Annotated in this window: 12 protein-coding genes and 1 tRNA gene; 11 read left to right on the top strand and 2 right to left on the bottom strand. The window is 71.5% G+C overall.

Going from position 1 to position 12,413, the window contains the following annotated elements; all coding sequences use genetic code 11:
- The 5 genes from AC1DY2_RS07330 to AC1DY2_RS07310 form a co-directional block, all read left to right on the top strand.
- Positions 1 to 1,273: S8 family serine peptidase (locus tag AC1DY2_RS07330; protein WP_476761823.1), on the top strand; the 1,273-nt coding region annotated here is incomplete at its 5' end.
- A 49-nt stretch (positions 1,274 to 1,322) separates the two neighbouring features.
- A complete protein-coding gene (locus tag AC1DY2_RS07325; RefSeq protein WP_476761822.1) occupies positions 1,323 to 2,783 on the top strand; it encodes an NAD(P)/FAD-dependent oxidoreductase in 1,461 nt (486 codons plus the stop codon).
- A gap of 137 nt (positions 2,784 to 2,920) precedes the next feature.
- Positions 2,921 to 2,994, top strand: a tRNA-Leu gene (locus AC1DY2_RS07320).
- A 149-nt stretch (positions 2,995 to 3,143) separates the two neighbouring features.
- Positions 3,144 to 3,815, top strand: coding sequence for a DUF6766 family protein (locus AC1DY2_RS07315; RefSeq protein ID WP_476761821.1), 672 nt, complete (start codon positions 3,144 to 3,146; stop codon positions 3,813 to 3,815).
- A gap of 120 nt (positions 3,816 to 3,935) precedes the next feature.
- Complete coding sequence (locus AC1DY2_RS07310) at positions 3,936 to 4,271, top strand: hypothetical protein (protein WP_476761820.1); 336 nt, start codon at positions 3,936 to 3,938, stop codon at positions 4,269 to 4,271.
- Between the two features lie 74 nt (positions 4,272 to 4,345).
- Here AC1DY2_RS07310 and AC1DY2_RS07305 read toward each other — a convergent pair whose 3' ends face one another.
- A complete protein-coding gene (locus AC1DY2_RS07305) occupies positions 4,346 to 5,185 on the bottom strand; it encodes an SDR family oxidoreductase (RefSeq protein WP_476761819.1) in 840 nt (279 codons plus the stop codon).
- Between the two features lie 167 nt (positions 5,186 to 5,352).
- Here AC1DY2_RS07305 and AC1DY2_RS07300 point away from each other — a divergent pair, with 167 nt between their 5' ends.
- The 5 genes from AC1DY2_RS07300 to AC1DY2_RS07280 all read left to right on the top strand — a co-directional run bounded on the left by AC1DY2_RS07300 (position 5,353) and on the right by AC1DY2_RS07280 (position 11,035).
- Positions 5,353 to 5,811 (top strand): SRPBCC family protein, encoded by a 459-nt coding sequence (locus AC1DY2_RS07300; RefSeq protein WP_476761818.1) that lies wholly within the window; start codon positions 5,353 to 5,355, stop codon positions 5,809 to 5,811.
- Entirely contained in the window at positions 5,808 to 7,259 is a 1,452-nt protein-coding gene (locus tag AC1DY2_RS07295; RefSeq protein ID WP_476761817.1) for a phytoene desaturase family protein, read from the top strand. The genes AC1DY2_RS07300 and AC1DY2_RS07295 overlap by 4 nt, the downstream gene beginning before the upstream one ends.
- Before the next feature lie 37 nt (positions 7,260 to 7,296).
- Positions 7,297 to 8,283 (top strand): aldo/keto reductase, encoded by a 987-nt coding sequence (locus tag AC1DY2_RS07290; RefSeq protein ID WP_476761816.1) that lies wholly within the window; start codon positions 7,297 to 7,299, stop codon positions 8,281 to 8,283.
- Between the two features lie 90 nt (positions 8,284 to 8,373).
- Positions 8,374 to 9,714: a non-hydrolyzing UDP-N-acetylglucosamine 2-epimerase gene (gene wecB, locus AC1DY2_RS07285; RefSeq protein WP_476761815.1), complete on the top strand. Its 1,341-nt coding sequence runs from the start codon at positions 8,374 to 8,376 to the stop codon at positions 9,712 to 9,714.
- Positions 9,707 to 11,035, top strand: coding sequence for a glycosyltransferase (locus tag AC1DY2_RS07280; RefSeq protein WP_476761814.1), 1,329 nt, complete (start codon positions 9,707 to 9,709; stop codon positions 11,033 to 11,035). Before wecB ends, AC1DY2_RS07280 begins: the two co-directional genes overlap by 8 nt.
- Positions 11,036 to 11,043: 8 nt before the next feature.
- Here AC1DY2_RS07280 and AC1DY2_RS07275 read toward each other — a convergent pair whose 3' ends face one another.
- Positions 11,044 to 11,970, bottom strand: coding sequence for a Ppx/GppA phosphatase family protein (locus tag AC1DY2_RS07275; protein ID WP_476761813.1), 927 nt, complete (start codon positions 11,968 to 11,970; stop codon positions 11,044 to 11,046).
- Positions 11,971 to 12,078: 108 nt separating this feature from the next.
- Between AC1DY2_RS07275 and AC1DY2_RS07270 the strand changes: the two genes are divergently transcribed.
- Positions 12,079 to 12,413 (top strand): TetR/AcrR family transcriptional regulator (locus tag AC1DY2_RS07270; RefSeq protein ID WP_476761812.1); only part of this gene is annotated, 335 nt, incomplete at its 3' end.

Below are 12,413 nucleotides of genomic sequence, written 5' to 3'. Positions count from 1 at the left end.
GGCTCGTCGCCCGTTCGCGGTCGTCGCGAAGGCCGCCGCGGCCGCCGTGGCGGCCACCGTCCTCGCGCTCGCGGGCGCGGCGCCGGCCCACGCCGACACCGTGCGCGACCTCGAGTACTGGCTCACCGACTACGGCTTCACGACGGCGTGGAACAGCTCGCAGGGCGAGGGCGTGACCGTCGCGATCATCGACACCGGGGTGAGCGGCGACGTCGCCGAGTTGCGCGGTGCCGTCGTCGGCGGCACCGATGTCTCGGGCCTCGGCACCCCCGACGGACAGACGCCCGTCGGCGACGACCCCGACCACGGCACCCTGGTCGCGTCCCTCCTCGCGGGTCGCGGCACTGGCGAGGGCAACGGTGTCATCGGCGTCGCCCCGAAGGCCGACCTCCTCTCCGCCTCGGTCGCGTTCGGGCAGGACACGGGCGCGGTGAAGTCGAACGACGACCAGATCGCCGAGGCGGTGCGGTGGGCGGTCGACAACGGCGCCGACGTCATCAACATGTCGCTGACGCGGAACACCCGCGACTGGCCCGAGAGCTGGGACGACGCGTTCACGTACGCGTTCGAGAACGACGTCGTGGTCGTCGCGGCGGCCGGCAACCGGGGGAGCGGCACGAGCGAGGTCGGCGCACCCGCCACGATCCCCGGCGTGCTCACCGTGGCGGGCGTCGACCGCGACAAGAACGCGAGCTTCGATGCCAGCTCGCAGGGCATCACGATCGCGGTGGCGGCCCCGAGCGAGGACCTCGTCGGCGCGCTGCCCGACGGCAGCTACGTGCAGTGGGACGGCACGAGCGCCGCGGCGCCGATCGTGTCGGGCCTGGTCGCCCTCATCCGCAGCGAGTACCCCGACCTCGACGCGGCCAACGTCATCGAACGACTCATTCGCACGGCCGATCCGCACGGGCAGGAGAACGTGCCCAGCCCGCTCTACGGTTGGGGCATCATCGACCCGGTCGAGGCGCTCACCGCCGACGTGCCCGAGGTCGACTCGAGCCCCCTCGGGAGCCTTGCCGAATGGATCACCATCCACCGGCGAGCGGATGCCCCGACCACCGCGCCCGACAGTGAGGAGCAGGCGATCGTGCCGATCGCCGATCCGCCCCCGCCGAGGTCCGACGGCGCGCAGACCCTCCTGCCCACGGCGTGGACGCTGGCCTATATCACGGTGCCGCTCTCGTTGGTCGCGGGGTTTGGTACGCTAGCAGCGCTGTTGGGCATCGGCGCCACTCGGCATTCCAGGCGGACTGTCCGCAATCGCGAGCAGTGATCGCACGCACCAGGCCGCACGCACCAGAAATATGAGGAGTCCATTCACCGTGCCCAAGATTCTCATCGTCGGCGGTGGTTATGCGGGGTTCTACACGGCGTGGAAGCTCGAGAAGTGGCTGCGGCCCGGCGAGGCCGAGGTCACGATCGTCGACCCACTGCCGTACATGACCTACCAGCCGTTCCTCCCCGAGGTCGCGGCCGGCTCGATCGAGCCCCGTCACGCGGTGGTCGCGCAGCGCCGCCACCTCAAGAAGACCAACGTGGTCACCGCGAAGGTCACCCACGTCGACCACGCGTCGAAGACCGCGACGATCACGCCCGAGGTCGGTGAGCCCTGGGAGTTCGAGTACGACGTCATCGTCGTCACCGGCGGCGCCGTCTCGCGCACCTTCCCGATCCCCGGCATCGCCGAGAACGCCGTCGGCCTGAAGTCGATCGAAGAGGCCGTGTTCATCCGCGACCGGGTGCTCGACAACTTCGACAAGGCGTCGACCCTCCCGCCCGGTCCCGAGCGCGAGCGCCTGCTCACGTTCGTCGTCGTCGGCGGCGGATTCGCCGGCATCGAGGTCTTCGCCGAGCTGCGCTCGTTCGCCAGCTCGCTGCTCGAGTACTACCCGCAGATCACCTTCGACGAGACGCACTTCCACCTCATCGAGGCGATGGGCCGCATCATGCCCGAGGTGTCGCTCGAGACGAGCCACTGGGTCATCAAGCACCTCGCCCAGCGCGGCGCCGAGATCCACCTCGACACGCAGCTCACGAGCGCGGTCGACGGCAAGATCGAGCTCTCGACGGGTGAGACCTTCGAGACCGACCTGATCGTGTGGACGGCCGGCGTCATGGCGAACCCCGCCATCGTGCGCTCGAGCGACCTGCCCGTCGAGGAGCGGGGCCGCGTGCAGACCCGTGCCGACCTCCGCGTGGGCGACGAGGACGACTTCGTGCCCGATGCGTGGGCGGCCGGCGACATCGCCGCGGTCCCCGACCTCTCGGGCGGCGGCGTGGGCGGCTACTGCGTGCCCAACGCGCAGCACGCGGTGCGACAGGGCAAGCTCCTCGCGAAGAACATCGTGGCGGTGCTGCGGGGCGAGGAGCCGAAGGAGTACTTCCACAAGAACCTCGGTGCCGTCGCCGGCCTCGGCGTCGGCCAGGGCGTGTTCCAGTCGGGCAAGCTCGCGATCAAGGGCCTGCTCGCGTGGTTCGCACACCGCGGCTACCACGGCCTCGCCATGCCGAGCTGGGAGCGCAAGTTCCGCGTCTTCTGGGGCTGGTGGAACAACTTCTGGCTCGGCCGCGACATCGTGGGCCTGCCCGCCCTGCAGCAGCCGCGCGCCCAGTTCGAGCTGTTCGCCGCGCGTCCGAAGCCCGCGGCCTCGGCGCCCGCGCCCGCGCCGGTCGCGGCATCCACTGCCGCAGCGCCGAAGGCCGTGAAGGCCAAGGCGAAGCCTGCCGACGCCCAGCCAGCCGACGCGAAGGCGGCAGACCAGGAGCCCGTCGCCGCGAAGTAGGCGAGCCGCCCAGCGGCCCGCATGAGCGAAAAGGCCGGCGCGATCGAATCGCGCCGGCCTTCGCCGTGCCCGGCCGTCGGATCGGCGGTGGACCGCGAAGTAGTGTGGGTGCGTGGCGCCGGCCCTTCTGGCGCCGCGCTCCCGTAGCCCAATCGGCAGAGGCAGGCGACTTAAACTCGCTCGAGTCTGGGTTCGAATCCCAGCGGGAGCACCGCGACCGCGCTCCGTCAACCCGCTGCCGTTCGGCCGGAACCGGCGTTATCTTCGCGGCATGAAGGTCCTCTCCACGACATGGATCGTCGGCATCGCCGTCGGTCTCGTCTACATGCTCGGCATCGGGCTCTCCGGGCGGTGATCGGCGTGCGCATCCGGCAGCATTCACTCAGCATCTTCTTCGCCGTGCTCTTCGTGCTGGCGCTCATCGGCCAGTCGATCGCAGGGCTGATCTCCTTCAACGAGGACCAGCTCGCGCACGGCGCCGCAGTCGTGACCTGGCTCGACTTCGTGACGTCGTCGGAGTTCGTCGTCGACGTGGCCGAGAACTGGCAGTCGGAGTACCTCCAGTTCTTCCTCTTCATCTTCGCGACGATCTGGCTCGTGCAGGCCGGGTCGCCCGAGTCGAAGGAGGTCGGGCACGAGGGCATCGGCAGCGATGAAGACCAGAAGGTGGGCCGGTACGCCGAGCCGGAGTCTCCGTCGTGGGCGAAGGCCACGGGCTGGCGGCAGTCGGTCTACAGCAACTCGCTCCTCATCACCATGGGCGCGATCTTCCTGCTGTCGTGGCTGGCGCAGGCGATCGCCGGGCAGACGGTGTTCAATGCGGAGCAGGCCGAGCACGGGCAGGACCTCCTCAGCTTCGGCGAGTACGTCGTCTCGGCGGACTTCTGGAACCGCACGCTGCAGAACTGGCAGTCCGAGTTCCTCGCGGTGGGCAGCATGGTGGCCCTGTCGATCGTGCTGCGCCAGCGCGGCAGCTCCGAGTCGAAGCCGGTCGGCACGCCGCATCACGAAGGAGCGGTGAGCGCCGAATAGGCGCGGCCCCCGGAGGCATCCGGCGAGTTGCCGACGCTGGTCGGGACCGCATAACGCCCTGTGCCGCGGGCGTCAAGCCGGTCCCGAACCCTCCCGCGCGGCGGCATCCTGTATGTCGTGATGACGATCGTGTACGCCGGGGGCGAGCTGCTGACCGGCGATGAGATTGCCGAGGCGTTGCTCACCTACAGCCAGGCACTTGCACAGAGCGAGACGGCGTCGACGGTGGAGATCCCCACGCTCGACGACGACGGGGAGCGCCAGATGGTCAAGGTGCTCGTCGGGCCGGCCAGCCAGATCATGGCGAAGCCAGCCGACTCACCGTTCGGCGAGTTGCGCGACCCCGACGTGCTGGCGCATCTGGAGGCGATGACGGCACGCCTGCAGCCCATGCGAAACGTCCCGTCCGCGGCATCGGCGGCCGACGACCTCCCCGATTGGGTCGAAGACCTCTGAGGCGAGCCGGTCACACGATGACGGATGCCGCAGCCCGGCCGGCCGCGGCATCCGCTCGTCGCGATTCGGGGTCCTCAGAGGATCGGCTTCCCTCCGGTGACGGCGATGCGGGCGCCCGACACGTAGCTGGCCTCATCGGAGGCGAGCAGCACGTAGACCGGCGCGAGCTCGGCGGGCTGCGCCGGGCGCTTCATCGGGACCTGCTGTCCGAAGCTCTCCACCTTCTCGGGCGGCATCGTCGACGGGATGAGGGGGGTCCACACCGGTCCAGGTGCGACGCTGTTGGCCCGGATGCCGCGCTCGGCGAGCAACTGGGCCAGGGACGCGGTCATGTTCGCGATGCCGGCCTTCGTCGCGGCGTAGGGGATCAGCGACGGCGACGGCATGTCGGAGTTCACCGAAGACGAGCCGATGATCGAGGCGCCCTCGCCCAGGTGCGGCAGCGCCGCCTTCACGAGGTGGAAGAACGCGCTCAGGTTGACCGCGATGGTGCGATCCCATTCCTCGTCGGGGATCTCCTCGAGCGTGGGGTGATCCATCTGGAACGCGGCGTTGCTGACGAGCACGTCGATGCGGCCGAACTCCGAGACCGCCTTGGCGATGACCTCCCGGCAGTGGGCGGGGTCGGCGAGGTCGCCCGAGATCGACACGGCGCGGCGCCCCGCCTCCTCGACGTGGCGGCAGGTCTCGGCGGCATCCTCGTGCTCGTCGAGGTAGCTCACGAGCACGTCGGCTCCCTCGCGCGCATAGGCGATCGCCACGGCCTTGCCGATGCCGCTGTCGGCGCCGGTGATGACCGCCACCTTCCCCTGGAGCCGCCCGGATCCCCGGTAGCTCTCCTCGCCGTGGTCGGGCTTCGGGGTCATCTCCTGCTCGGAGCCTGGAGGCTCCTGCTGCTGTGCCGGCTGGTTCATGTCGGTGCGCCCTTCTCGGTTCGTCGTGGGTCGTCTTGTTCATCCCACAAGCGCCCCACTTCGCCGACAACCGGGTTGACAGCCGGGTGTCAATCCCGCGACACGGCCGCGGCGCGCGGTTAGCGTCGGGGTGGGTCGTGCGCCCGGACGGCCCGGAGGGGRACCCAGTGTCTCGCAACGTTCGCGCCATGCGGTGCTCGCCCGAGGCGGTGTTCGAGGTCCTCGCCGACGGATGGCTCTACCCGGGCTGGGTCGTGGGCGCGTCGCGGATGCGGGCGGTGGACCGGGACTGGCCGGCCGAGCGCAGCGAGCTCCACCACTCGGTCGGCGTGTGGCCGCTGCTCATCGACGACGACACCGTGAGCCTGGAGTGGGATCCGCCACGCCGCGCCGTCGTGCGCGCCAAGGGGTGGCCCATCGGGGAGGCTCGCGTGACGATCGACGTGCGCGAGGGGTCGCGCGGATGCATCGTCCGGATCCAGGAGGAGCCGGTCGAGGGTCCGGGCAGCTGGATCCCGCGATTCCTCACGGACCCGATGCTCTACCTCCGCAACCGGGAGACCCTGCAGCGGCTGGCGTTCCTCGCCGAGGGGCGCGAGGGCGCCTCCCGGAGGCGCAGCGGGTGACCGACGTGGACGCGGTCGTCGTCGGAGCCGGGCCGAACGGACTCGCCGCGGCGGTCACGCTCGCCAGGTCGGGACTCTCGGTGCAGGTCTTCGAACGCAACGCGACGATCGGCGGTGGCGCGCGCACCTCCGAGGTCACGCTGCCCGGATTCCGGCACGACATCTGCTCGGCGGTGCATCCGATGGCCCTCGCGTCGCGATTCTTCCGCGAGTTCCAGCTCGCGCGGCGCATCGAGCTGCGGTTGCCGCCGGTCTCGTACGGGCATCCGCTCGACGGCGGCCGGGCCGGGCTCGCGTACCTCGACCTGGACCGGACCGCGGAGGCCCTCGGCCGGGACGGCGCCGCGTACCGCCGCCTGATGGCGCCGCTCGTGGCACGCGCCGACGACGTCGCCGGCTTCACGGGCAGCAACCTGCTCGGGGTGCCCGCGCATCCGGTGACCGCGGTGCGGTTCGGCCTTCGGGCACTGGAGCAGGGCTCGCCCCTCTGGAACGCCCGCTTCGCGGAGGACGTCGCACCGGCGATGCTCACCGGGGTCGCGGCCCACACCATCCTGCCGATGCCGGGGGTCGCGCCGGCCGGGGCCGGACTCGCGCTCGGCACCTCCGCGCACGCCCGAGGCTGGCCGATCCCGGTCGGCGGGAGCCAGGCCATCGTGGACGCGCTCGCCGCCGACCTGCTGGCGCACGGGGGCCGGATCACCACGGACGCCGAGGTGACGGCGCTCAGCGAACTGCCATCCGCCCGCGCCATCCTCATGGACGTGACCCCGCGGGCACTCCTCCGACTCGCCGGGCGCAGCGTGCCCGACGCCTACGCGCGGTCGCTGCGCCGCTTCCGCTACGGCAACGGGGTCGCGAAGGTGGACTTCGCCCTCGCGGGCCCCGTCCCGTGGACCGCGCCCGGCCTCGCCGGAGCGGGGACCGTGCACGTCGGCGGCACCCGGGCGGAGATCGCACGCGCCGAACGCGACGTGGCGCTCGGACGGCACAGTCGATCGCCGTACGTGCTCGCCTCGCAACCCTCCATCGTCGACGACTCGCGTGCGCCGGCGGGGCGGCACGTGCTGTGGACGTACACCCACGTTCCGCGCGGCTCGACGGCCGACCAGCAGGAGGCGATCACGCGGCAGATCGAGCGGTTCGCCCCCGGCTTCCGCGACCTCGTGCTCGCGGCATCCAGCCGCACCGCGAAGGACGTCGAGCGGTACGACCCGAACTACGTCCGCGGCGACATCGCCTCGGGCACGCCGTCGATCGGACAGCTGGTTCGCCGACCGGTGTGCTCGCCCGACCCCTGGCGCACCGCCGTCCCCGGCGTGTACCTGGCGTCGGCCTCGACGCCGCCAGGGCCGGGCGTGACCGGCCTGAACGGGTGGTACGCCGCGCTGAGCGCGCTGCGGCACGAGTTCGGCGTGCGCGCGTTGCCGAATCTCTCGGTCGGATAATGCATGGTGGCGGATGACACATGGTGAGGAGCACCTGATGCACACGAGGAAGCTGGGCCAGGGCTTGGAGGTGTCGGCCGTCGGGCTGGGCGCCATGGGCATGTCGATGAGCTACGGACCCAATCCGGGCGACCGGGACGACATGATCGGGGTGCTCCGCTACGCCGTCGAGCACGGGGTCACCTTCATCGACACGGCGGAGGTCTACGGGCCCTACGAGAACGAGGAACTCGTCGGCGAGGCGGTCGCCCCGATCCGCGACCAGGTGGTGGTCGCGACGAAGTTCGGCTGGAACATCGTCGATGGCCGGATGCAGGGCGTCGACTCCCGTCCCGAGCAGATCCGCCGTGTCGCCGAGGGGTCGCTGCAGCGCCTGAAGGTGGATGCGATCGACCTGTTCTACCAGCACCGGGTGGACCCCGACGTGCCCATCGAGGACGTCGCCGGCACGGTGGGCGAGCTCGTCGCCGAGGGCAAGGTGCGTCACTTCGGGTTGTCCGAGGCGGGCGCGGGCACCATCCGGCGTGCCCACGCCGCCTTCCCCGTCACGGCGGTGCAGAGCGAGTACTCGCTGTGGACGCGCGACCCTGAGGCGGAGGTGCTGCCGGCGTGCGCCGAGCTCGGCATCGGCTTCGTGCCGTTCAGTCCGCTGGGCAAGGGGTTCCTCACGGGCACGGTCGCCCCTGACGCGACCTTCGCGCCCGACGAGATCCGCGCGCGCGTTCCCCGCTTCGCGCCCGAGAACCTCTCGGCCAACCAGGCCCTCGTCGACCACGTGCGGCAGCTCGCCGAGGCGCGCGGCGCGACGCCGGGCCAGGTGGCGCTCGCCTGGCTGCTCGCGCAGCACCCGTTCATCGTCCCGATCCCCGGAACCCGTCGTCGCGAGCGGGTCGACGAGAACGCCGGCTCGACGGCGATCGCACTGTCCGCCGACGATGTCGCCGAACTCGACGCGCTCGTGCAGCAGCTCGGCGTCGCCGGCAACCGCTACGACGACTCGGGCATGTCGATGGTCGGGCTGTGAGTCCGCCCGGGGGCAGCCGCTGAGGAGGCGGTTGCGTGCCCCGCCGACGAGGGGTCGCGCGCCGTCGCGCGAAGGGCCTAGCGTGAGCCCATGGGGGATCTGGGGGGTCAGGTCGGTGCGCCCGCGCTCTCGGCCGTGTTCGTGGTGGGGACGCGGCCCGAGGCCATCAAGATGCTGCCGGTCATCCGGGCGTTCAGCGACAGCGCGCATTTCCGCGCCATCGTGGTGTCCACGGGCCAGCACACCGAGCTCGTGGCCGACGTGCTCGCGCTCGGCGGCATCCGCCCCGACGTCACGTTCCCGCCCGGTGCGCCCGGCCGGACGCTGAACCGGCTGTTCGCCGACGTGCTCGAGGGCATGTCGGCGATGTTCGAGTCGCTGGGTCCCGGGCGCCCGTCGAACTACGGGGCACCGCCCGACGGCTATCCGGTCGCCTGCTTCGTGCACGGCGACACGTCGAGCGCCGCCGCGGCCGCGCTCGCCGCGTTCCACTCGCGCGTGCCCGTCATCCACATCGAGGCGGGTCTGCGAACGGATGACACCCTGTCGCCGTTTCCCGAGGAGCTGAACCGCCAGCTCATCTCGCGCATCGCCGCCCTCCACCTCGCGCCCACGTTCCGGAACGAGGAGAACCTCGTGCGCGAGGGGATCCCCGAAGGGAAGGTGTTCGTCAGCGGCAACACCGCCATCGACGCGCTGCTGTTCGCCGCCGAGCTGCCGGTGCCCTACGGCGTGCCCGCGCTCGACGATCTCGAGGACGACGACGGACCCCGGCTCGTGGTGGTCACCGCGCACCGCAGGGAGAACTGGGGCGAGCCGCTCGAACGCATCGCCACCGCCGTCGGCGACCTCGCCGCGCAGTACCCCGACGTGCGCTACGTCGCGCCGCTGCATCCGAATCCGGCGGTGCAGGAGGTCATGCGCCGCCACCTCGAGGGACGGCCGAACGTGTCGCTCGTGCCGGCGATGGACTACGTGCGCTTCGCGCGGCTCCTCGGCCGGTCGACGTTCGTGATCAGCGACTCCGGCGGGATCCAGGAGGAGGCGCCGGCGCTCGGCAAGCCCGTGCTCGTGCTGCGCGAGAGCACGGAGCGCCAGGAGGGCGTGGAGGCCGGCACGGTCGAGCTCGTCGGATCGGACGTCGACCGCATCGTGGCATCCGCGGCCCTGCTGCTCGACGACCCGTTCGAGTACGCCCGGCGGTCCTCGACGTCGAACCCGTACGGCGACGGACACGCCTCGGAGCGCATCCTCCGCGTCTGCGAGCACATCGTGTTCGGCAGCGCCCCGCCGCAGCAGTTCGGGCCGGGCGTCGACCGCATCGAGGTGCTGCGCGGCGCCGGCTACCTGGAGGACACGGCCGGGTCGTTCGAGTGGCCATCGGGTCGCGACGGGCTCGCCGAAGGACTGGGCGGCGTGGTCGATGACTGAGGATGCGCGCTGGTGGAACCTCTTCGCCGGGCTCCCGCCGGCCGTGCAGGTGGTGCTGTGGATCGCGCTCGCGGTGACGCTGACCTCCTTCTGGTCGATCTTCGCGCTCGCGTGGGCCGGCCGGAGGACCCGGCGGCTGCGTGAGGGGGAGCGCTCGCCCGACCGACCCGGCGCCGACGACTTCCTCTGGGTCTTCGTCGTGCCGGCGCTCGACGAGGAGGTGACCATCTCCGACAGCGTGGCGCGGCTCACGGCCGCGCGGGCGGCACGCAGCATCGTCCTGGTGGTCAACGACGGGTCGACCGACGGCACAGGCCCGATCCTGTCGGGCCTGGACGCGCCGAACCTGCGGGTGCTGACCCGGATTCCGCCCGAAGCGCGACTCGGGAAGGCGGCCGCGCTGAACGAGGCGTACCGCTACGTGCTCGAGGACGTGCTGGCGGAACCCGAGTTCGCCGGGATGGGGCACGATCGCGTCATCCTGGGCATCGTCGACGCCGACGGCCGCCTCGAGCCGCACGCGCCCGACCGTGTCGCGTGGCACTTCGCCGACCCGAAGGTGGCGGGCGTGCAGGTGCTCGTGCGCATCTACAACGCGAACCACTTCCTGACGTGGGCGCAGAACGTGGAGTTCTCCTCGTTCGGGCTCGTCTACCAGGCGGGAAGGTCGGCGTGGGGCACGGCGAACATGGGCGGCAACGGCCAGTTCAACCGCCTCTCGGCGCTCGAGTCCATCGCCGACGACGAGGGACCGTGGCGACACCGCCTCACCGAGGACCAGGACCTGGGCGTGCGGCTCGTCCAGTCGGAGTGGACCGGCGCCCAGGAGAACGGCGCCGCCATCGACCAGCAGGGGGTGCCGCAGCTGCGCCGCCTGTTCCGACAGCGGGTGCGCTGGGCGCAGGGCGCGTGGCAGGCGCTCGGCATGGTCGGAGGCGTCGGCCGGATGCACCGCGGCTTCGTCGCCCGGACCGACGCGGTCTACTACCTCCTCACACCGCTGCTCCTCACGATCGCCGGCGTGGACTTCTTCGCCACGATCGTGCTCGCGATCGCCTACCAGGTGCCGGTCATCCCCGCCACGATCGGGTTCGCCCTGCTGTTCATCGCCTTCGGGTTCGGCCCCGGATTCCTCGCGCTGTACTTCCGGCGCCGCGGGGTCTGGGGCTTCCTCAGCTCGCTGGTCATCGCCCTGCCGTACACGGCGTATACGTGGATCATCTTCCCGGTCTACTTCGTGTCGCTCGCGCGGCACTGGTCGGGTCGCACCGGATGGGCGAAGACGGCGCGGGAGGCCATCGAACCGGCCCCCGCCGCCTGACGCCCGCCTCAGCCCAGGCGGTCGAGGCGCCGCAGGATCAGGCCCTCGCGGAGCGCCCAGGGCGACACCTCGAGCTCGTCCACCTTGAACGCGCGCATGGCCTCGGAGAGCACGACGGCGCCCGCGACGATCTGGAAGGTGCGGTCGGCGGTGATGCCGGGCAGCGCGGGACGTGCGTCGGCGGGGATCTTCGCGAGCCTGGGGGTCCAGTCGTCGAGGCCCTCACGGGTGAGCACGGAGCGCTCGGTGGAGCCGACGCCGTCCTCGACGCTGCCGGCCAGCCGCGCGAGCGAGCGGATGGTCTTCGACGAGCCGACGACGTGATCGGGCGCGGGGAGCTCCCGGAAGGACCCCACGGCCTCGGCGAGCACCGCTCGGGCGTGGGCCCGCAACGCGGCGACCTGTTCGGTCGAGGGCGGGTCGTCGGGCAGGAACGCGATGGTCGAGCGTCCGGCACCGAGGGGGAGTGAGCGCGCGACATCCGGGATCTCGTCGATGCCCTGCGCGACCTCGAGCGAGCCGCCGCCGATGTCGAAGAGCAGGATCCGCTCGGCCGACCAGCCGTACCAGCGCCGCACGGCGAGGAACGTGAGCCGGGCCTCGTCGTCGCCCGACAGCACCTGCAGTTCGACGCCGGTGCGCCGCGCGACCAGGGCGAGCACCTCCTCGCCGTTCGTCGCCTCGCGGATGGCGGAGGTGGCGAACGCGAGCAGCTCCTCGATGCCCGCCTCCTTCGCGGCATCCGCTGCGCTGCCGATCGCCTCGAGGATGGCGCGGACGCCCTCGTCGCTGATGGCGCCGTCGGCTTCGAGGTAGCGCATGAGCCGGAGCACCTGCTTGTGCGACGCGGTCGGGATGGGGCGGGCGCCGGGATGCGCATCGACGACGAGCAGGTGGACGGTGTTGGAACCGACGTCGAGAACCCCGAGGCGCATGGTGCGAGCGTAGCCGCTGGCGCGTGCGCGGTCGGCGGGTTTCGTGCATACTGGTCCAACTGGGACGATCGTCCCACTTCAGTCGGCGATGGAGTCGAGAGGAGCCGCGTGGTCCGCATCCCCGCGTCCGAGCGCCGCACCGCGCTCATCGAGGCGGCCCTGCGCGTGGTGTCGCGTCGCGGCATCGCCCAGGCCACGACGCGCGCGATCGTGGCCGAGGCCGGCATGAGCCTCGCGAGCTTCCACTACGCGTTCGACTCGCGCGACGAGCTCATCGACGAGCTCATCGTGACCGTGGTCGCGCGGGAGCAGCTCGCAGTCATCCCCGACCTCGTTCCCGGCCAGAGCCTCGCCGAGCTGCTCGAATCGGGCATCCTCGGCTACTTCGAGCACCTCAAGGCCGATCCCGAGCACGAGCAGGCGATGCTCGAGCTCACGCAGTA

The organism is Agromyces sp. P1_H4 (assembly GCF_056405255.1).
This window is presented reverse-complemented; position numbering and strand designations above follow the sequence as displayed.

Excerpts from the sequence above, each read along its gene's own strand:
- AC1DY2_RS07310 (WP_476761820.1), top strand. The coding sequence starts at position 3,936 with ATGACGATCGTGTACGCCGGGGGCGAGCTGCTGACCGGCGATGAGATT.
- AC1DY2_RS07305 (WP_476761819.1), bottom strand. The coding sequence starts at position 5,185 with ATGAACCAGCCGGCACAGCAGCAGGAGCCTCCAGGCTCCGAGCAGGAG.
- AC1DY2_RS07290 (WP_476761816.1), top strand. The coding sequence starts at position 7,297 with ATGCACACGAGGAAGCTGGGCCAGGGCTTGGAGGTGTCGGCCGTCGGG.
- wecB (WP_476761815.1), top strand. The coding sequence starts at position 8,374 with ATGGGGGATCTGGGGGGTCAGGTCGGTGCGCCCGCGCTCTCGGCCGTG.
- AC1DY2_RS07280 (WP_476761814.1), top strand. The coding sequence starts at position 9,707 with ATGACTGAGGATGCGCGCTGGTGGAACCTCTTCGCCGGGCTCCCGCCG.
- AC1DY2_RS07275 (WP_476761813.1), bottom strand. The coding sequence starts at position 11,970 with ATGCGCCTCGGGGTTCTCGACGTCGGTTCCAACACCGTCCACCTGCTC.